General features: G+C 40.5%; 10 protein-coding genes, 22 tRNA genes and 3 rRNA genes. 4 read left to right on the forward strand and 31 right to left on the reverse strand.

Translation table 11 applies throughout. From position 1 onward, the window contains the following. Positions 1-106: 106 nt before the first annotated feature. From MKX78_RS18525 to MKX78_RS18670, 30 genes are all read right to left on the reverse strand, one after another. Positions 107-2494 carry a glycogen/starch/alpha-glucan phosphorylase gene (locus MKX78_RS18525; protein WP_322910389.1) on the reverse strand — a complete coding sequence of 796 codons (2388 nt, stop codon included), beginning with the start codon at positions 2492-2494 and terminating at the stop codon, positions 107-109. Continuing rightward, the gene (glgA, locus tag MKX78_RS18530) at positions 2484-3935 is read right to left on the reverse strand and encodes a glycogen synthase GlgA (protein ID WP_341051860.1); all 1452 of its coding nucleotides are present in this window, start codon (positions 3933-3935) and stop codon (positions 2484-2486) included. The genes MKX78_RS18525 and glgA overlap by 11 nt, the downstream gene beginning before the upstream one ends. Beyond that, positions 3932-4960 carry a sugar phosphate nucleotidyltransferase gene (locus MKX78_RS18535; protein ID WP_095372137.1) on the reverse strand — a complete coding sequence of 343 codons (1029 nt, stop codon included), beginning with the start codon at positions 4958-4960 and terminating at the stop codon, positions 3932-3934. The genes glgA and MKX78_RS18535 overlap by 4 nt, the downstream gene beginning before the upstream one ends. Positions 4961-4997: 37 nt before the next feature. After that, complete coding sequence (locus tag MKX78_RS18540) at positions 4998-6140, reverse strand: glucose-1-phosphate adenylyltransferase (RefSeq protein ID WP_251162494.1); 1143 nt, start codon at positions 6138-6140, stop codon at positions 4998-5000. Continuing rightward, a complete protein-coding gene (gene glgB, locus MKX78_RS18545) occupies positions 6133-8022 on the reverse strand; it encodes a 1,4-alpha-glucan branching enzyme (protein WP_341051865.1) in 1890 nt (629 codons plus the stop codon). The genes MKX78_RS18540 and glgB overlap by 8 nt, the downstream gene beginning before the upstream one ends. 179 nt (positions 8023-8201) lie before the next feature. Then, positions 8202-8273: transfer RNA gene (locus tag MKX78_RS18550), tRNA-Glu, on the reverse strand. 3 nt (positions 8274-8276) lie between these two features. Next, positions 8277-8367: transfer RNA gene (locus tag MKX78_RS18555), tRNA-Ser, on the reverse strand. Between the two features lie 3 nt (positions 8368-8370). Continuing rightward, positions 8371-8445, reverse strand: a tRNA-Asn gene (locus MKX78_RS18560). A gap of 10 nt (positions 8446-8455) precedes the next feature. Continuing rightward, positions 8456-8532 (reverse strand) — tRNA-Ile (locus MKX78_RS18565). 7 nt (positions 8533-8539) lie between these two features. Continuing rightward, positions 8540-8610 (reverse strand) — tRNA-Gly (locus MKX78_RS18570). A 2-nt stretch (positions 8611-8612) separates the two neighbouring features. After that, positions 8613-8688: transfer RNA gene (locus MKX78_RS18575), tRNA-His, on the reverse strand. Between the two features lie 9 nt (positions 8689-8697). Then, positions 8698-8770 (reverse strand) — tRNA-Phe (locus MKX78_RS18580). 19 nt (positions 8771-8789) lie between these two features. After that, positions 8790-8866 (reverse strand) — tRNA-Asp (locus MKX78_RS18585). A gap of 3 nt (positions 8867-8869) precedes the next feature. Beyond that, positions 8870-8943, reverse strand: a tRNA-Met gene (locus MKX78_RS18590). 13 nt (positions 8944-8956) lie between these two features. Then, a tRNA-Ser gene (locus MKX78_RS18595) sits at positions 8957-9049 on the reverse strand. Positions 9050-9055: 6 nt separating this feature from the next. Continuing rightward, positions 9056-9132 (reverse strand) — tRNA-Ile (locus tag MKX78_RS18600). 13 nt (positions 9133-9145) lie between these two features. Next, positions 9146-9222: transfer RNA gene (locus MKX78_RS18605), tRNA-Met, on the reverse strand. Positions 9223-9247: 25 nt separating this feature from the next. Beyond that, positions 9248-9323 (reverse strand) — tRNA-Ala (locus tag MKX78_RS18610). A 23-nt stretch (positions 9324-9346) separates the two neighbouring features. Next, positions 9347-9423, reverse strand: a tRNA-Pro gene (locus MKX78_RS18615). Positions 9424-9431: 8 nt separating this feature from the next. After that, positions 9432-9505: transfer RNA gene (locus MKX78_RS18620), tRNA-Arg, on the reverse strand. A gap of 16 nt (positions 9506-9521) precedes the next feature. Beyond that, positions 9522-9610 (reverse strand) — tRNA-Leu (locus MKX78_RS18625). A gap of 6 nt (positions 9611-9616) precedes the next feature. Further along, a tRNA-Gly gene (locus MKX78_RS18630) sits at positions 9617-9691 on the reverse strand. Between the two features lie 19 nt (positions 9692-9710). Further along, positions 9711-9795 (reverse strand) — tRNA-Leu (locus MKX78_RS18635). Between the two features lie 17 nt (positions 9796-9812). Further along, a tRNA-Lys gene (locus tag MKX78_RS18640) sits at positions 9813-9888 on the reverse strand. Between the two features lie 14 nt (positions 9889-9902). After that, positions 9903-9978, reverse strand: a tRNA-Thr gene (locus tag MKX78_RS18645). A 16-nt stretch (positions 9979-9994) separates the two neighbouring features. Then, positions 9995-10070 (reverse strand) — tRNA-Val (locus MKX78_RS18650). 9 nt (positions 10071-10079) lie between these two features. Continuing rightward, positions 10080-10197: ribosomal RNA gene (gene rrf, locus MKX78_RS18655) — 5S ribosomal RNA — on the reverse strand. A 312-nt stretch (positions 10198-10509) separates the two neighbouring features. Then, positions 10510-13442: ribosomal RNA gene (locus tag MKX78_RS18660) — 23S ribosomal RNA — on the reverse strand. A gap of 387 nt (positions 13443-13829) precedes the next feature. Beyond that, a 16S ribosomal RNA gene (locus MKX78_RS18665) occupies positions 13830-15378 on the reverse strand. The 16S, 23S and 5S rRNA genes sit together here with 21 tRNA genes alongside, the layout of an rRNA operon. Positions 15379-16175: 797 nt before the next feature. Continuing rightward, entirely contained in the window at positions 16176-17051 is an 876-nt protein-coding gene (locus tag MKX78_RS18670) for a DMT family transporter (RefSeq protein ID WP_307318070.1), read from the reverse strand. A gap of 126 nt (positions 17052-17177) precedes the next feature. Here MKX78_RS18670 and MKX78_RS18675 point away from each other — a divergent pair, with 126 nt between their 5' ends. The 4 genes from MKX78_RS18675 (at position 17178) to MKX78_RS18690 (ending at position 19821) form a co-directional block, all read left to right on the forward strand. Then, complete coding sequence (locus tag MKX78_RS18675) at positions 17178-17873, forward strand: MgtC/SapB family protein (RefSeq protein WP_095372133.1); 696 nt, start codon at positions 17178-17180, stop codon at positions 17871-17873. A 60-nt stretch (positions 17874-17933) separates the two neighbouring features. Then, positions 17934-18006: transfer RNA gene (locus tag MKX78_RS18680), tRNA-Ala, on the forward strand. Positions 18007-18552: 546 nt separating this feature from the next. Further along, entirely contained in the window at positions 18553-19023 is a 471-nt protein-coding gene (locus MKX78_RS18685) for a DinB family protein (RefSeq protein WP_307318072.1), read from the forward strand. Positions 19024-19320: 297 nt separating this feature from the next. Continuing rightward, positions 19321-19821: an SRPBCC family protein gene (locus MKX78_RS18690; RefSeq protein WP_341051871.1), complete on the forward strand. Its 501-nt coding sequence runs from the start codon at positions 19321-19323 to the stop codon at positions 19819-19821. Between the two features lie 120 nt (positions 19822-19941). On the opposite strand, the gene MKX78_RS18695 is transcribed toward MKX78_RS18690, so the two are convergent. Then, on the reverse strand, positions 19942-20583 hold the full coding sequence (locus MKX78_RS18695) for an FMN-dependent NADH-azoreductase (RefSeq protein ID WP_095372130.1): 642 nt from the start codon (positions 20581-20583) through the stop codon (positions 19942-19944). Positions 20584-20771 lie beyond the last annotated feature (188 nt).

Below are 20771 nucleotides of genomic sequence, written 5' to 3' on the forward strand. Positions count from 1 at the left end.
TAAGAGACTCCCTCCGTTTTCTCTAGCATTTATAATATAGTGCTTATAAGTTCCAACATAAATAAAAAGCAGAAGTGTGTATGAACTGCACCCCTGCTTTTTTTATCTATTTAATCCCCCATATCCCTTGAGCATATTCATTAATTGTTCGGTCGCTGGAAAAGAAACCCGATTTAGCGATATTGTTAAGGCTCATTTTCCGCCATTTCTCCTGTTTTTCATAAGCGTACCCCGCTTTTTCCTGAATATGAACATAGCTAGAGAAATCACGTAAAACAAAATATTGGTCATTTTCCATAATTAGAGAATCATAAATGGGTTCAAATTCATCAAATACATCAGGAAAGAAACCATTTCTTAACTGGTCCATTACTTGCCGAATTCGATGATCATGATGATAATATTCAGTCGCTTGATAGCCACCATGAGCATAATAATGATTGACCTCATCAGAGCGTAAACCGAAGATAAAAATATTCTCATCACCTACGCGCTCATGAATTTCAACATTAGCACCATCCATCGTTCCAACAGTAATCGCACCATTCATCATGAATTTCATATTTCCAGTTCCAGACGCCTCTTTACTTGCCGTCGAAATTTGCTCACTAATGTCTGCTGCAGGAAAAACATCCTCTGCCAGTGATACCCGATAGTTCTCAAGGAAAATCACCTTAAGGTATTCATTTGTTTTAGGATCATGATTTACCTTTTTAGCAACAGTATTAATAAGCTTTATTACCTTCTTAGCAAAATAATATCCTGGAGAAGCTTTCGCACCAAAAATGAATGTACGGGGGTGCATTTTAAAACTCTCATCTTCTTTGATTCGATTATATAAATACATGACATGAAAAATATTTAATAGTTGTCTCTTATATGCATGTAGTCTCTTTACTTGAATATCGAATATGGAATGGGTATCAATTTTTATTCCTGTTTGGGTAAAAATACGATGGGCAAGATTTTCTTTATTTGCGTGTTTAATATCAGCAAGTCTCGTTAACAAGTCTGTATCATTTTCATATTTTAATAATAATGCCATTTGCTCTGGATCACGAATCCATTCCGCTCCCAACTTTTCTGTTATTAAATCAGCAAGCGACTGATTAGATTTAAGTAACCAGCTACGATGCGTAATGCCATTTGTTTTATTATTAAACTTCTTAGGAAAAAACTGATAAAATGAATGCATTTCTCGATATTTTAATATCTCGGTATGGAGTGCAGCCACTCCGTTTACACTATGGCTACCTACAATAGCCAAATGAGCCATTTTTACTTGGTCATGAGCAATAATCGCCATGTTTTCGATATGCTGCCATTTGCCAGGATACTTTTCCCAAAGCTTGGCACAGAACCGTTCATTGATCTCATTGACAATCATATACATTCTTGGTAATAACGGTTGGAAAATGCGAACTGGCCATTTTTCCAGTGCTTCAGATAAGGTCGTATGATTAGTGTAAGAGATTGTTTGTGTAGTTACTTCCCAGGCATCATCCCAACCAAGCTTTTCTTCATCAATTAATATCCTCATTAATTCTGGAATCGCTAATACTGGATGCGTATCATTAATATGAATACTAATATATTGATGGAATTCCTTCATATCCTTATGCTGTCGTTTAAATGAGCGTATGATCGACTGAAGACTTGCACGAACTAAAAAATATTGTTGTTTTAACCTCAGTATCTTGCCTTCATCTTGCGTATCATCAGGATATAAAAACTCAGATATTGCTTCAGTCTCTTTTTTATATTTTAAGACATCTTGATTGGTAGGATAACGGACTGGCTCTGCACTCCATAACCTAAGTGTATTAATCGTTTCAGTATGATACCCGACGACTGGCATATCATATGGTACTGCAGTTACTCTTTCAGCATGGATGTGTTGAAACACTTGTCTGCCATTTTCTTCACGTATATCTACTTCTCCCCAAAACGGAATTTCAACTGATAAATCTGCCTTTCTCACTTCCCAGACATGACCATTCCTTAACCATTGATCGGGTAGTTCTACTTGATATCCATCAACCACTTTTTGTTCGAATAACCCGTGCTTGTATCTAATCCCACAACCATGGCCAGGCAAATTAAGAGAAGCTAATGAGTCAAGGAAACAGGCTGCTAATCGACCTAAACCTCCATTACCTAATCCTGCATCTGATTCTACTTCCTCTAAAGAGCTTAATTCGATACCTAAATCTTGCAACCCAGCAGACACCACTTGCTCTATCCCTAAATTTAATAAGTTGTTTCGAAGTAGTCGACCTAATAAAAACTCTATCGACAAATAATAAACCTGCTTTACTTGGTCTATCCTGTAACGCTCATTGGTATTAATCCATTCCGTACTTACATACTCACGTATTAATAAGCCCAATGTATAGTAATGATCTTTTTCTGTGCTATCAGCAAAGCTTTTTCCGCATGTCATCTCTAGCTTCTTTAAAAATGCCTCTTTAAATTCTTCTGTATTAGAAAACATGGCTCTCACTCCTAGAGATCACATCTGAATATAATTGATTATATTTAAAAGCGGATTGTGCCCAACTATAATCTTTTTCCATAGCAGTTATAACTAATTGACTCCACAGTGGTTGGTTCCGATAATATGCTAGTGCTCGACGATAAGTATAGAGCATATCATGTGCGTTAAAGTTTTTAAAAGTGAACCCCCAGCCCTCAACTGTCTTCTCATTATAAGACTGTACGGTATCATTCAACCCTCCTGTTTCTCTTACTATAGGAATGGCACCATATTTCATCGCAATGAGTTGACCTAATCCACAAGGCTCGAACTTAGACGGCATCAAAAATAGATCAGCACCCGCATATACTTGATGCGCAACTTCTTCATTGAACCCAATATAACATTTACATTTTTCCCCGTAATTAGCTTCCATTCTTCTGAAGAAATTTTCAAACGCTACATCGCCTGTGCCAATAAGAATAAATTGCACATTTTCTTGCATCATTTCATGGAATACTCTCTCTATTAAGTCCATACCTTTTTGTGTTGTTAACCTTGTGATCATAGCCACAATGGGGGTATTACGATCTATCTTTAAATCGAATATTTTTTGTAAATATGCCTTGTTTTCCTTCTTTAATAGCCATTGCTCTGGATGAAATGCTTGATAAATCGTCGCATCTTTCTCTGGGTGATAGACGTCTTCATCAATTCCATTCAATATCCCAATTAAACGGTCCTTTCTTTCCTGTAACAAACCATTTAATCCCTCACCAAAATAATCTGTTAGAATCTCATCTCTATACGTAGGACTTACAGTTGTTATTTGATCAGCTGCTACTATGGCACCTTTCATAAAATTAATACAATCATAATACTTTAATTGATCTTCACGATAATACTCAAACCCCAACCCAAACAAATCATGAATGGCCTCTTTAGGGAAGACACCTTGAAAGTGTAGATTATGAATCGTAAAGACTGTTTTAATCAATTCATACCCACTTCTTTTTTGATAATGAACTCTTAATAAAAAAGGAATCATGCCTGTATGCCAATCATGGCAATGAATAATATCAGGATAATAGTCGAGCTGTGCCAGTGTTTCTAATACAGCTCTATTAAAATAAGCAAATCGCTCACCATCATCATCGTAACCATATAATTGTTCTCTCTTAAAATAGTATTCATTATCTACAAAATAAAAAGTAATATCATTTAACTCGAGCACTTCAATTCCACAATATTGATTGCGCCAGCCAACAGCGACTACGAATTCGGCTATCTTTTTTGTCTTATTCTTATATAAGGCAGGGATGTTCCCATACTTCGGTAATATTATTCTTACTTCCGTCCCTTGTTTCGTTAATTCCTTCGGTAACGAACCTGCGACATCTGCTAATCCACCTGATTTAATAAAAGGGACACATTCTGAGACGGCAAATAATACTTTCACGAATTCATCAACGCTCCTTGAATTGACCCTTTTTTAACAACAAAAGGGACCGATTGTGTGCCTGTTAAGTAGGTTCCTTCTTCTACTTTCACATCTTTATCTAAAATAACAGAATCTAATACACATCCCTCTTGAATCTCACATTTCTGCATAATCACACAGTTTCTTACTATCGTATTTTTACCGACTTTTACACCCCTAGCAATAATACTATTTTCTACTTTTCCTTCTATTTGGCAACCGTTGGCCACAATAGAATTCTTTACTTCACAACCATTTAGATATCTTGTTGGCGGTTCATCTTTTACTTTTGTATAGATTGGAAAATCTCTTAAAAATAAATTTCTCCAGACATCGGGGGTTAGTAGTTCCATGCTCGCTTGAAAATAAGATTGGACAGAATCGATAGTTACTGCCTCCCCCTTATATTCATAATGACAAATTGTGTAAGGCTGATGGATATCAGCCATAATATCACTTATACATGTATAACCTGTTTGTCTCCGAGTTTGAATCATATCTATTAGAAGATCTTTTTTGACCAAATACATTTCTAAAGGTTGATTTAGCTGTTGAATTGACGTAATATCACAGCCAGATTGAATATGTCGCTGTAAAACTGGTGAGAAATCAATATTACAAACGGTATAGCAATTAGCAATTAATGCATAATCTTGTGAACTACGATAAAAATAATCAATGTTAGCGACAAAATGATTAAATGAACCAATCCCACTATTTGAACTATCAATCATCGGTGATGGGAAGAAGAAAAGACCATCTCTTTTTCTATCTAGATCCCAGTTCTTCCCCGATCCTAGATGATCCATCAAAGATCGGTATTGATATTTCGGAAAAATCGCCACACTCTCTATTCCTGAATTGACCATATTAGAGAGAATAAAATCTATTAGTCTATATCTTCCAGCAAAAGGAACAGCAGCTAAAGAACGATGAAGGGTTAACTCATCCAGTCCCTTATGATAAGTTGTCGCATCAATGACTCCTAATAAACGATTATTCAATCAATATCCCCCCAGTAAAAATCATACAGTTCTACATTTATGCAAAATGACAAATACTTTCTGGCGTGATTAACAATGCTTCACTTGTTTCTTTTCTTTCTTTAATTACTGTTCCATCTGGTATAACTATATTAGATGGGACAATGACTTTTTCTAATATGACATTCTTACCAATCCTTGTATTTGGCATAACTACTGACTCTTTAATAACAGACCCTTTATCAATCGCTACACCTTGAAAGAGAACTGATTTGATTACCTCGCCTTCAATCGTACATCCTTCATTTACTAAAGATTGTTTGACCTTTGCTTGTGGAGAAATATATTGTGGAGGATGATTAGGATTAACTGAGTAAATTCTCCAATCTTGATCAAAAAGATTTAACTCACAATTTTCATCTAATAAATCCATATTAGCTTCCCATAGACTTTGAACTGTACCAACGTCTTTCCAATAACCATTAAAAGGATAGGCATAAAGTTTCTTATTTAACTTCAACATCTCAGGTATAATATCTTTTCCAAAATCATGGCTTGAGTCCTTATTTTGATTATCCTTTTGTAAAAACTCATTTAGTACTGACCATTTAAAGATATAAATGCCCATTGATGCTAAATTATTCTTTGCTTGCTCAGGTTTTTCTTCAAAATCTTCTATTCTCATATCTAAAGAAGTATTCATAATACCAAAACGATTTGTTTCATGCCACGGGACCTCTATAACAGAGATTGTCGCATCAGCTCCTTTACTAATATGGTAATCTAGCATTAAGTCATAGTTCATTTTGTAAATATGGTCACCTGATAAAATTAATACATATTCGGGGTTATGTTGCTCTAAATAATTGATATTCTGATAGATAGCACTTGCCGTACCTGTATACCATTTGACTTCAGAAGATTCACTGTAAGGGGGAAGTACTGTCACACCGCCATTTCTTCTATCCAAATCCCAAGCGCTTCCTATGCCAATATATGAATTGAGTATTAGCGGTTGATATTGTGTTAATACACCGACTGTATCGATGCCTGAATTTGTACAATTACTAAGTGTAAAATCGATGATGCGGTATTTACCTCCAAAAGGTACAGCTGGTTTAGCAAGCTCCTTCGTCAAAGAATTAAGGCGGCTTCCTTTGCCTCCAGCAAGCAACATCGCTACACATTTCTTGTTAGCCATTTACAACATCACTCCTTTTTCTTTTTCTAACAGGACGTAAAACTGAAATACCGAATGGTGGTATCGTCATTTCGATGCTGTATGGTTTTCCATGATAGGATAGTTTTTTTGTATTTAATACACGTTTATTAATACAATGGGAGCCACCAAATTCATTATTATCACTATTAAACACTTCTCTATAACTCCCATTTTTAGGAACACCCATTCGAAAATTCATATATACTTGAGGGGAAAAGTTACATACAACAATTAATATTTCTTGTTCTTCTACTCCTTTACGAATAAATGAAAAAATGGATTGCTGATGGTTATTAGCATCAATCCACTCAAAACCTTCTGATCTGTGGTCCCATTCATATAATGATTTAGATCTCTTATATAACTTTATTAACTTCTTCACATAATGATTCGTTTTTGCATGCATTTCATACTGAAGTAAGTGCCAATCCAACTCAGCTTCATCTTTCCACTCGGCAAATTGTCCTAGCTCAAACCCCATAAATAACAGCTTTTTACCTGGATGTGTCATCATAAAACCTAAGAGCAAACGATATTGGGCAAATTTTTGCCAATAATCTCCTGGCATCTTGTCTAGCAGGGATTTCTTCCCATGGACAACCTCATCATGTGATAACGGTAAGAGAAAATTTTCGGAGTATGCATACATTAATGAAAAAGTCATTTTATTATGGTGGTATTGCCGTTCATGTGGGGCTTTCTCCATATAAGATAATACATCATTCATCCACCCCATATTCCATTTATAACTGAAACCTAATCCGCCATAGTGAACAGGAGCCGTTACTTGGGGCCAATCTGTAGAATCCTCTGCCATCATCAAGATAGAAGGATCATAAGCAAAAACAGCCTTATTTAATTTCTGTAAAAATTGAATACCAAATGGATTTTCCCTATTCTCGTTATTAGGCCAAAAAATGATATTTGATACTGCATCAATTCTAAATCCATCGACATGGTATTTTTCCATCCAAAAAATAGCATTGGATATGAGGAAACTATGAACCTCTGTTTTACTTAAATTAAAATTAGCTGTACCCCAAACAAAATTTTCCCTATCAGCTTCTGTTTCGTATTCATAAACATATTCACCATCTAAACAATATAGCCCATGTTGATCTTTACAGAAATGTCCTGGTACCCAATCTAAAATAACACCAATATTATTTTGATGACATTGATCAATAAAAAACATTAAATCTTTTGGTTCACCATATCTACTAGTAGCCGAATAATAGCCTGTTCCTTGATACCCCCATGAACGATCATAAGGGTGTTCAATTATAGGCATCAATTCAATATGTGTAAAACCATGCTCCTTTACGTAAGGAATGATTTCTTCTGCTAGTTCACTGTATGTCAATAAAAGGCCATTCCTCTTTTTCCATGTACCTAAGTGCATCTCATATATCATCATAGGTTCTGAAAATGCTTTCCTTTGTTGTTTTTCCTTTTGCCAGCCTTGGTCCTTCCATTTGTAACCTTCTAAGGAATAAACAATCGAAGCAGTACTAGGCCGTAATTCTGAACAAAAAGCAAAAGGATCAGCCTTTAAAAAAGTTTGTTCATCCTTGTTCTTAATTGCATATTTATAAATTTCTCCTGTTAAATCTCCATCTAGCTGAATTCTCCATATCCCCTCTTTATTTACTTTATCTAATGAAAAACCTTCGCCATTCCAATGATTAAAAGAACCAACTAATGATATTGAGGTGGCATGTGGAGCATAGATAGTAAAGGAAGTAACCCAATTATCTCCTTCTTTATGACGGTGTGATCCAAACAGTTCGTATGCCATAAATAAGCTTCCTTCATGAAACAAGTGCATTTCGAATTCAGTGGGGTATGCAGTTGTATTCATCTTAATTCATTCCACTCCTTGTATTACATTACTCTTTCTTAAATAATTCGTCTTAAGTATAAAAATCCCTTGTTATTTTTCAAATTATTTTGACATCTAATGACAGATAATATAACATCCAAAAAGTGTTAGCCACATAAAAAAGAAGCTGTCAACTTATGTTGACAGCTTCTTTTTTATGACCCCTACGGGATTCGAACCCGTGTTACCGCCGTGAAAGGGCGGTGTCTTAACCGCTTGACCAAGGGGCCAACTGGCGGAGAAGGAGGGATTTGAACCCTCGCGCCGGTTGCCCGACCTACACCCTTAGCAGGGGCGCCTCTTCAGCCACTTGAGTACTTCTCCATATGGCTCCGCAGGTAGGATTCGAACCTACGACCGTTCGGTTAACAGCCGAATGCTCTACCACTGAGCTACTGCGGAATAATATAAATGGTGGGCCTAAATGGACTCGAACCATCGACCTCACGCTTATCAGGCGTGCGCTCTAACCAGCTGAGCTATAGGCCCCTATTTAAGCGGGTGAAGGGAATCGAACCCTCATCATCAGCTTGGAAGGCTGAGGTTTTACCACTAAACTACACCCGCAATGGGGCGGCTGATGGGAATCGAACCCACGAATGTCGGAACCACAATCCGATGCGTTAACCACTTCGCCACAACCGCCATAAAAGATGGCTCAGGACGGAATCGAACCGCCGACACAAGGATTTTCAGTCCTTTGCTCTACCGACTGAGCTACTGAGCCAAAATAATAAATATGTAAATGGCGGTCCGGACGGGACTCGAACCCGCGACCTCCTGCGTGACAGGCAGGCATTCTAACCAACTGAACTACCGGACCAGATTGCGGGGGCAGGATTTGAACCTGCGACCTTCGGGTTATGAGCCCGACGAGCTACCGGACTGCTCCACCCCGCGATAATAATATGAATGGCGGAGGAAGAGGGATTCGAACCCCCGCGGGCTTTAACACCCCTGTCGGTTTTCAAGACCGATCCCTTCAGCCAGACTTGGGTATTCCTCCGAATAATGGTGGACCTTGTAGGACTCGAACCTACGACCGGACGGTTATGAGCCGTCTGCTCTAACCAGCTGAGCTAAAGGTCCATCATTCTATCTATGGTAGCGGCGGAGGGGATCGAACCCCCGACCTCACGGGTATGAACCGTACGCTCTAGCCAGCTGAGCTACACCGCCATAGAATATATTGTATAAAATTAATTGGTGGAGCCTAGCGGGATCGAACCGCTGACCTCCTGCGTGCAAAGCAGGCGCTCTCCCAGCTGAGCTAAGGCCCCTAAAAATATATATGTATATCTAGTGGTCGGGAAGACAGGATTCGAACCTGCGACCCCTTGGTCCCAAACCAAGTGCTCTACCAAGCTGAGCTACTTCCCGATACAAAACGCGCCCGAGAGGAGTCGAACCCCTAACCTTTTGATCCGTAGTCAAACGCTCTATCCAATTGAGCTACGGGCGCTTAATTTTAAAAAGAATGGTGCCGAGGACCGGAATCGAACCGGTACGGTAGTCACCTACCGCAGGATTTTAAGTCCTGTGCGTCTGCCAGTTCCGCCACCCCGGCACATATTGGAGCGGAAGACGGGATTCGAACCCGCGACCCTCACCTTGGCAAGGTGATGTTCTACCACTGAACTACTTCCGCAAATATTTAAAATGAAAAATGGTGCGGGTGAAGGGAGTCGAACCCCCACGCCTTGCGGCGCCAGATCCTAAGTCTGGTGCGTCTGCCAATTCCGCCACACCCGCATATTAAAATGATCAAATGGTGAGCCATGAAGGACTCGAACCTTCGACCCTCTGATTAAAAGTCAGATGCTCTACCAACTGAGCTAATGGCTCGTACAAAGCACGAGTGGTGCCGGCCAGAGGACTTGAACCCCCAACCTACTGATTACAAGTCAGTTGCTCTACCAATTGAGCTAGGCCGGCAAATACACACAAAAAATGGTGGAGGATGACGGGATCGAACCGCCGACCCTCTGCTTGTAAGGCAGATGCTCTCCCAGCTGAGCTAATCCTCCAATATGTATGCCCGGCAACGTCCTACTCTCACAAGGGGACAGCCCCTAACTACCATCGGCGCTTTAGAAGCTTAACTTCCGTGTTCGGTATGGGAACGGGTGTGACCTTCTCGCTATCGCCACCGGACTTTTTAAAGACATATATTATTATAACGTCTTTAATAAAATTTTCAAGAGAAATTTTAAATCATTCTCTGAAAACTAGGTAATGTTGAAGAAGATTGTTTTGAGTAATCGCCTGAATGCGTGCTGACGCGACTACTTACGTAGTGCTGTCTAGCTGCGGCGGCTTGAAGCCGCCCGCATATCGTATTGTCCAGCTACAGCGCCTAGGTGCTCGAGGTCATAAGTCAAATTTGTCATGAGGTTAAAGAACAACCTCCTGTCAAATCTGTCTTATGCTTGTCGCACCTGTGCAAGGCGCTTTCGCTTTTCGTTTTTGGTTAAGTCCTCGATCGATTAGTATTAGTCAGCTGCATGTGTCGCCACACTTCCACCTCTAACCTATCAACCTGATCATCTTTCAGGGATCTTACTAGCTTGCGCTATGGGAAATCTCATCTCGAGGGGGGCTTCATGCTTAGATGCTTTCAGCACTTATCCCTTCCGCACATAGCTACCCAGCGATGCCTTTGGCAAGACAACTGGTACACCAGCGGTGCGTCCATCCCGGTCCTCTCGTACTAAGGACAGCTCCTCTCAAATTTCCTGCGCCCACGACGGATAGGGACCGAACTGTCTCACGACGTTCTGAACCCAGCTCGCGTACCGCTTTAATGGGCGAACAGCCCAACCCTTGGGACCGACTACAGCCCCAGGATGCGATGAGCCGACATCGAGGTGCCAAACCTCCCCGTCGATGTGGACTCTTGGGGGAGATAAGCCTGTTATCCCCGGGGTAGCTTTTATCCGTTGAGCGATGGCCCTTCCATGCGGAACCACCGGATCACTAAGCCCGACTTTCGTCCCTGCTCGACTTGTAGGTCTCGCAGTCAAGCTCCCTTGTGCCTTTACACTCTACGAATGATTTCCAACCATTCTGAGGGAACCTTTGGGCGCCTCCGTTACTCTTTAGGAGGCGACCGCCCCAGTCAAACTGCCCACCTGACACTGTCTCCCATCCCGATAAGGGATGTGGGTTAGAATTTCAATACAGCCAGGGTAGTATCCCACCGACGCCTCCACCGAAGCTAGCGCTCCGGCTTCTAAGGCTCCTACCTATCCTGTACAAGCTGTACCAAAATTCAATATCAGGCTACAGTAAAGCTCCACGGGGTCTTTCCGTCCTGTCGCGGGTAACCTGCATCTTCACAGGTACTATAATTTCACCGAGTCTCTCGTTGAGACAGTGCCCAGATCGTTACGCCTTTCGTGCGGGTCGGAACTTACCCGACAAGGAATTTCGCTACCTTAGGACCGTTATAGTTACGGCCGCCGTTTACTGGGGCTTCGATTCAAAGCTTCGCGTGAGCTAACCTCTCCTCTTAACCTTCCAGCACCGGGCAGGCGTCAGCCCCTATACTTCGCCTTGCGGCTTCGCAGAGACCTGTGTTTTTGCTAAACAGTCGCCTGGGCCTATTCACTGCGGCTCATCAAGGCTTTAACACCCTAATGAGCACCCCTTCTCCCGAAGTTACGGGGTCATTTTGCCGAGTTCCTTAACGAGAGTTCTCTCGCTCACCTTAGGATTCTCTCCTCGCCTACCTGTGTCGGTTTGCGGTACGGGCACCTTATTCCTCGCTAGAGGCTTTTCTTGGCAGTGTGGAATCAAGAACTTCGGTACTAAATTTCCCTCGCTATCACAGCTCAAGGTATGTGACCATGGGATTTGCCTCATGGTCCCTCTAACTGCTTAGACGCACATCCAATAGTGCGCTTACCCTATCCTCCTGCGTCCCCCCATCACTCAAACAGAATACGGTGGTACAGGAATATCAACCTGTTGTCCATCGCCTACGCTTTTCAGCCTCGGCTTAGGTCCCGACTAACCCTGAGCGGACGAGCCTTCCTCAGGAAACCTTAGGCATTCGGTGGATGGGATTCTCACCCATCTTTCGCTACTCATACCGGCATTCTCACTTCTAAGCGCTCCACCAGTCCTTACGGTCTAGCTTCAACGCCCTTAGAACGCTCTCCTACCACTGAACATCAACGATGTTCAATCCACAGCTTCGGTGATACGTTTAGCCCCGGTACATTTTCGGCGCGGAGTCACTCGACCAGTGAGCTATTACGCACTCTTTAAATGGTGGCTGCTTCTAAGCCAACATCCTGGTTGTCTAAGCAACTCCACATCCTTTTCCACTTAACGTATACTTTGGGACCTTAGCTGGTGGTCTGGGCTGTTTCCCTCTTGACTACGGATCTTATCACTCGCAGTCTGACTCCCATGGATAAATCTTTGGCATTCGGAGTTTGTCTGAATTCGGTAACCCGATGAGGGCCCCTAGTCCAAACAGTGCTCTACCTCCAAGATTCTTACGCATGAGGCTAGCCCTAAAGCTATTTCGGAGAGAACCAGCTATCTCCAAGTTCGATTGGAATTTCTCCGCTACCCACACCTCATCCCCGCACTTTTCAACGTACGTGGGTTCGGGCCTCCATCCAGTGTTACCTGGACTTCACCCTGGACATGGGTAGATCACCTGGTTTCGGGTCTACGACCACATACTCATTCGCCCTATTCAGACTCGCTTTCGCTACGGCTCCGTCTGTCCAACTTAACCTCGCATGTAATCGTAACTCGCCGGTTCATTCTACAAAAGGCACGCTATCACCCATTAACGGGCTCTAACTACTTGTAGGCACACGGTTTCAGGATCTCTTTCACTCCCCTTCCGGGGTGCTTTTCACCTTTCCCTCACGGTACTGGTTCACTATCGGTCACTAGGGAGTATTTAGCCTTGGGAGATGGTCCTCCCTGCTTCCGACGGGATTTCTCGTGTCCCGCCGTACTCAGGATCCACTCTGGAGGGAACGAAGTTTCAACTACAGGGCTTTTACCTCCTATGGCGGGCCTTTCCAGACCTCTTCGTCTATCTCGTTCCTTTGTAACTCCGTATAGAATGTCCTACAACCCCAAGAGGCAAGCCTCTTGGTTTGGGCTAATCCCGTTTCGCTCGCCGCTACTCAGGGAATCGCGTTTGCTTTCTCTTCCTCCGGGTACTTAGATGTTTCAGTTCCCCGGGTCTGCCTTCCATACCCTATGTATTCAGGTATGGATCCTATCCCATAACGGATAGGGGGTTTCCCCATTCGGAAATCTCCGGATCAAAGCTTACTTACAGCTCCCCGAAGCATATCGGTGTTAGTCCCGTCCTTCATCGGCTCCTAGTGCCAAGGCATTCACCGTGCGCCCTTATTAACTTAACCATTGTTCGGCTTGCGATAAGCTACGCATTTCGGCGTCAGCTCACTCGTCAACATCCTCATGTGCACAAGACGCACACTCCGGTGTTTCCTAGCTCGCTTCCTTGAACTGCTTGCTTCTCACAACCCTCACGGTTGTATGTTTTTAAAAAAAGTTTAGTATCTCTACTCTATTATATAGAGAGAAAATAACTAAGGTGGCGATTACTCGGTAATCTTCTTCATTACATTATCTAGTTTTCAAAGAACGATTGATGAATGGTAAGCTTTGGTATTCTCGTCAGCTTACGCTTCCTTGAATCCTTCGCTACTTTCACCTTATTTTGAGAGATTATACTCTCAAAACTGAACGAACAGTCTAACATCAAGTTAATTCCGTATATTCCTTAGAAAGGAGGTGATCCAGCCGCACCTTCCGATACGGCTACCTTGTTACGACTTCACCCCAATCATCTGTCCCACCTTAGGCGGCTGGCTCCAAAAGGTTACCCCACCGACTTCGGGTGTTACAAACTCTCGTGGTGTGACGGGCGGTGTGTACAAGGCCCGGGAACGTATTCACCGCGGCATGCTGATCCGCGATTACTAGCGATTCCGGCTTCATGTAGGCGAGTTGCAGCCTACAATCCGAACTGAGAATGGTTTTATGGGATTGGCTAAACCTCGCGGTCTTGCAGCCCTTTGTACCATCCATTGTAGCACGTGTGTAGCCCAGGTCATAAGGGGCATGATGATTTGACGTCATCCCCACCTTCCTCCGGTTTGTCACCGGCAGTCACCTTAGAGTGCCCAACTGAATGCTGGCAACTAAGATCAAGGGTTGCGCTCGTTGCGGGACTTAACCCAACATCTCACGACACGAGCTGACGACAACCATGCACCACCTGTCACTCTGTCCCCCGAAGGGGAAAGTCCTATCTCTAGGATTGTCAGAGGATGTCAAGACCTGGTAAGGTTCTTCGCGTTGCTTCGAATTAAACCACATGCTCCACCGCTTGTGCGGGCCCCCGTCAATTCCTTTGAGTTTCAACCTTGCGGTCGTACTCCCCAGGCGGAGTGCTTAATGCGTTTGCTGCAGCACTAAAGGGCGGAAACCCTCTAACACTTAGCACTCATCGTTTACGGCGTGGACTACCAGGGTATCTAATCCTGTTTGCTCCCCACGCTTTCGCGCCTCAGCGTCAGTTACAGACCAGAAAGTCGCCTTCGCCACTGGTGTTCCTCCAAATCTCTACGCATTTCACCGCTACACTTGGAATTCCACTTTCCTCTTCTGCACTCAAGTTCCCCAGTTTCCAATGACCCTCCACGGTTGAGCCGTGGGCTTTCACATCAGACTTAAGGAACCGCCTGCGCGCGCTTTACGCCCAATAATTCCGGACAACGCTTGCCACCTACGTATTACCGCGGCTGCTGGCACGTAGTTAGCCGTGGCTTTCTGGTTAGGTACCGTCAAGGTACCGGCAGTTACTCCGATACTTGTTCTTCCCTAACAACAGAGTTTTACGATCCGAAAACCTTCATCACTCACGCGGCGTTGCTCCGTCAGACTTTCGTCCATTGCGGAAGATTCCCTACTGCTGCCTCCCGTAGGAGTCTGGGCCGTGTCTCAGTCCCAGTGTGGCCGATCACCCTCTCAGGTCGGCTACGCATCGTCGCCTTGGTGAGCCGTTACCTCACCAACTAGCTAATGCGCCGCGGGCCCATCTGTAAGTGATAGCAGAACCATCTTTCAATCTAATTATATGTATAAATAGATATTATCCGGTATTAGCCCCGGTTTCCCGGAGTTATCCCAGTCTTACAGGCAGGTTGCCCACGTGTTACTCACCCGTCCGCCGCTAATCTTTGGGAGCAAGCTCCCTCAGATTCGCTCGACTTGCATGTATTAGGCACGCCGCCAGCGTTCGTCCTGAGCCAGGATCAAACTCTCCAATAAAGTGTTTGATTAGCTCATTTGCACCTATGGTGCTTTGTTGCTGATAAATCAGCTTTTTAGAATTACGCTTGACGTTTTATGTTCGTTCAGTTTTCAAAGAACAATCTCGTTCGCTTCAAAAGCGACTTTATTATCATAACATCCCGTCTTCATCACGTCAACCATTTTTTTAAAATAATTTAAGTGATTAAATTAGTAAATTTTTCTTTTATCGGGAACAAAAATAACTATATCATGATTAAAAAGTGTTTGCAATATAATTTTAAAAGTTTTAATCAAGTTTTTCATATTTTTATTAAGTATCGTAACTATCATATAGTTAAGCGTTTCCATTAATTGATAACCACAAGAAACTATTAATTATCTTTTGCTTTACTTATATATAGATACTCTTCAGATACTCTTCAATCATTCTTCCCTTCTTCTAAGCTCCCGTCTTAACTCAATAAGTAATCTCTCTTTCTCTTCATCCTTATCATAAATATTTGTCATAAAGTTGAGAATGGGTCATATAATCTACTAATCTCATTCTATTATATATGAAAGGTGTGAATAGAGCTGGAAGATGTAGCACTATACGTATCAGTAATTATGGCCCTTTTTTTATTTTCATTCGCTTATGTGGAAGGTATTCGCATCGCTAATTCACCAGGTAAAGTTTATGGAGGAACTTTCATCTTCACCGTAACAGCAGCATTTATTTTTAGTAGATTATCCTATTTATTTATATAAAAAAGGTGAGCTCATTCTTGGCTCACCTTTTGCTTCATTTTCTAAACTTGATCTTCATTATTTGCCTATAATCGTTTCTTTCTTCTCCTTCTTTCATCTATTAAAAAGGAAGATAGCCCTACTATAACAAATAGCCCACCAAAAATTTGTGACCAAGCTATTCTTTCTTGTAGTACAAAATAAGCTAAAATGGCTGCACCCACAGGTTCAAACAAAGTAGCCATCGAAATAACAGAAGTACTTAAATACTTTACAGACCAATTAAATAATGTATGGCCTAATAATGTTGGAAAAAGTGCTAAGAGAATTAAAAAAATCCAGTCATTTACTTGATAAGGATACAAAGGTTGTTTGTTAAGCATGACATAGATAAAAAGTGTCAATGTGCTAATACTGTATACAATAAATGTATAAGTAATCAGGGATACTCTTTGACGGACGGTCTGCCCAAACAGTAAATACCCTGTTACTAGCCCACAGGCGATGAGTGCTAACAAATCTCCATAGAGCGCCTTTTCACTTAGTAGAAAATCACCCCAGCTAATAATGATACAACCGCCTATCGCAGTTATAGTTGACAAAATGGATTTCCAAGAAGTTTTTTCTTTAAAGAAGAGATAAGCACCTATAAATGCAAAAATCGGTTGTAAGGCAACTAACACAGTCGAGCTAGCAACCGATGTGTATTGAAGAGACTCAAACCATAAAATAAAATGGAAAGCTAAAAAAATACCCGCAATGATAGAAAACAGCCAATCCTTGCTTGTAATATGACGAATTTCATGAACATATTTTAAAAGAAAGATTGGCATCATAAGCACGACTGAAAAAAGGAGACGATAAAAAGCAATAATACCAGGGGGAGCTGAAATCAACTTTACAAAAATGGCTGAAGTTGAAACTGAAACAACTCCTATAGCTAATACAAAAAGCGGATTCATCTTCACTACCCCATGCTATCACCTTGTCTCTATATATTGATATTTAGGTATAGACTATTTTACACCTTAAACCTATAGTAAAGGTAACTTATTTAAAATTTATTAAATGATAAAGCAGGCGATATTATGTACGGATTAGAAATGGATGTCCTAATGAAGTTAGGGATTTCAGCTGTGCTTGGTCTTATTATAGGACTAGAAAGAGAACTAAAACGTAAACCAGTTGGCTTAAAAACAAGCCTAGTCATTTCAATCGTTAGCTGTCTTCTCACTATTGTGTCAATAGAATCAGCATACATATTTCCAGGTAATGACGATATTAATATTACAATGGATCCTTTACGTTTAGCAGCTCAAATTGTATCAGGAATTGGCTTTCTTGGTGCAGGGGTCATATTGAGGAGAGGGAATGATAGTATTTCCGGCCTTACAACCGCCGCCTTAATTTGGGGCGCAGCTGGAATTGGTATCGCTGTTGGAGCTGGATATTATATGGAGGCTGTTGCAGGTGTCGTATTACTTATTATTTCAGTTGAAGTTGTTCCCTACTTATTAGGGCTTATTGGCCCAAGACAACTACGAGAAAAAGAGATTACGATGAAAATGGCAGTTGAAACGAAGGAACAGATCACGACGATTATTCACACCATTAAAGAGCAGCAAGCGGCTATTCGCAGGATGAGAATTAAAGATACTGAAGAGGGCTACCCACAAGTTTATTTAACTATTGCAGTTGATTATCGTAAAAAAACAACTGACTTTTATCATACAATTTCTCAAGTGCCGGGAGTAAAGTCGATGGAAATAGAAAGCTTGCACTAATTTTTTATTTTGACTATTGAAAAATATTCATTCTCCCGCTATAATTTCAATATATCTAGCGGGGGATTAGCTCAGCTGGGAGAGCGCATCGCTGGCAGCGATGAGGTCAGGGGTTCGAGCCCCCTATTCTCCATACCAAGAAGCCTTGATTTATCAGGGCTTCTTTTATTTTTGTCTAATTATCCTCCCCCACTACAAACCTCATTCAACACCTTTAGAAGCATCACATAAATTGTATAAGCACATAATCAAGTGCAAACATTCTGAAAACAAGGGTTGCCATTAAAGTACATGCTGTAAACCCAGAAGATGAAGATGTTATTAGAGAGGAGCAGGGTTGGACAGAAAATGAATCGGTTCCATAAGTTACTAACTCGATTATAAAGATCCTGAATATACTCACCTTAACAATTGTTTCTCCTGCTTCTGCTGCAGGTGAAGTAAAACCACAAGAATGCACTAAATGGTATTGTCATATTCCATGGTAATTCTGTACCTCATTTGACTGAATAAGGCTAGTAAGTCCGTTGTTAAATGCAGCTCCTGTGCCTTATTCTCTTATTCTTCCACTTACTTCTACATCACTCCTCTAATCTTGTTTTTTAAATGCTCAACTAATCCTCTTTAACACGAACGTTTATTCGTGTATATTAAAGATATAATTTTCAAGGAGGATATTATGAACTCAGTTAATTTAATTATTTTAAACTTCAACGAAATTAGAAGAAGAAGTATTAAGGTCTGGACATCTATTCCTCAAGATAAGCTAGAATGGAAGCCTGATGATGAAGCCTTGACATGCCTAGAAATGATTAGGCATGTGTTAGAAAGCGAACATTATTATCACCTAGCAATTAAAAATAGAAGGAGTTTGTCCAAATTCAATTCTCCATTCGAAAATCGTCCTTTCACTTCTGTAAATGCAGAATTGGATTTTGCTGAACCTTATAGACAGCAATTTATAAATACAATTAAATCATTTTCAGAAGAAGACCTATTTAATATAAAAATTGACCGTTCCGATGCAGGTTACATACGAGATTTAGGTGACATGCTATTACGAATTGCTTATCATGAATCTGTTCATACCGGTCAGTTATTGGATTACTTAAGATCAGCAGGAATACCTAGAATCCATATATGGGATTAAGTCTCATTGGTGTTATCAACAACTCGCTGATACGTATGGTGTAGAGAATGAATACAAATTGATGGCTACAAAGTCTTTGAAAATTGGCTGAAATGATAACTTCTTGATATCCTGCTTTCATTCTGACGTTCTCAAGAAAAAGTATCGAGATTTAACCATTGATGGTTTTGTAATATTATCCAATATTGGTTATACTATTTTTTTGAAAGGCCACTTTCGTATATAAGAACAACGTTTCAAGTAGTAAAGACGTAAGAATGAATCAAAAGAATAATAATCGTTGAGAGGATGGTTCAGATGGCAAAAACATCAATAACAACCCTTAATATGAAACGCAAATTTAATGTTCCAGCAGAAAAAGTATTTGACGCGTGGACTAAAGCAGACACGATTAAAAAATGGATGTTCACCATGGAACATACAAATAAAGTGGCAAAGAGTAATCCTCGTGTAGGTGGAACATGGGAAGTTGTGGATCATCGGGATGGGAAAGATTATCGAGCTATTGGAGAATACAAATTGGTTGAACCACCAGCGAAACTTGTTTTCACATTCAAAATGCCTCAATTTAGTGATTTAGAAGACGACATTACAGTGGAAATCGAATCGCTTGAATCAGGCTGTGAAATGATTTTCACACAAGAAATTAACGTAATCCATGAAAAAGATTGGACAACTGAAGATATTCAAAAAGCACATGAAGATTGGAAAAAAGATACCGAACAAGGTTGGCATTATATGTTCTTAGGTTTGAAAGAGTTGGTAGAAAAAGGAAAGATTACATATCCATCATTTTAATAAAAATAAGGCTAACTTTAACAAGAAACTTGTTTGAAGCAAAGTATAAAATAGTCAGATTCAATATCACAATTAGCAAAGAAGAGAAATTTAAAAGTTTCTCTTCTTTGCTTTTTTTATTTATTTCTGTGCAAGTTCAGAAGCAATTTTTTCGACTTCAATATAAGCATTTTCTAAAATTGTCTCTCTTTCTAGTAAAGCTGTCCCTTGCGCTCTAACCATATGATAATCTTCAATTCCAATAAAATTGAACATAGATTTCAAATATTTGTGTGAGTATTCGACTTCAGTATACCAGTCATTATTAGTATAAATACCACCACTTCCTTGTATCACCAACATACTTCTTCCATCATTAAGTAAGCCAATAGAACCATTCTCTGTATATTTAAAAGTCTCTTTCGCAATTAAAATATTATCCATATAGTCTTTTAATTTTGTTGGTACATTAAAATTATGCAATGGGAGAACGATTACATACTTATTCGCACTTTTAAATTGTTGTAACACTGCGCTCATACGGTTTGTTACTTCTTTTTCTTCATTCGTAAGTTCTTGATTCTTAGCAAGCTTAGCCCATGCATTTAAAACTATCTTATTTATCATAGGTACTTCTTCGCTATATAAGTCAATTTGTTCAATGACCTCATCTTCTGATTGTAATCCCTTATATACATTTTTAAAGTGATTAAGAACATTAAGACTAACAGACGAAGTAGATTCCACTTCTGGATGTGCATTTATAATAAGTAATTTGCTCATTAGATAATTCCTCCTGAATAAATGTTTCTTTAATGGGTAAACTAATTGTCTCTTACATCAATCGTCGATTAATCTTGTCGACGTTAATCAATATAACGCTATTAGTAATTTGTGTCAAACAAAAAAAACTATGTTAAGATACAAATACAATAAAAAGATGATTAAAGATGTTTTAAATAGAGCAGGTG

The sequence above is a fragment of the Cytobacillus sp. FSL R5-0569 genome (assembly GCF_038007265.1).
In the GTDB taxonomy this organism is placed as follows: domain Bacteria; phylum Bacillota; class Bacilli; order Bacillales; family Cytobacillaceae; genus Cytobacillus; species Cytobacillus kochii.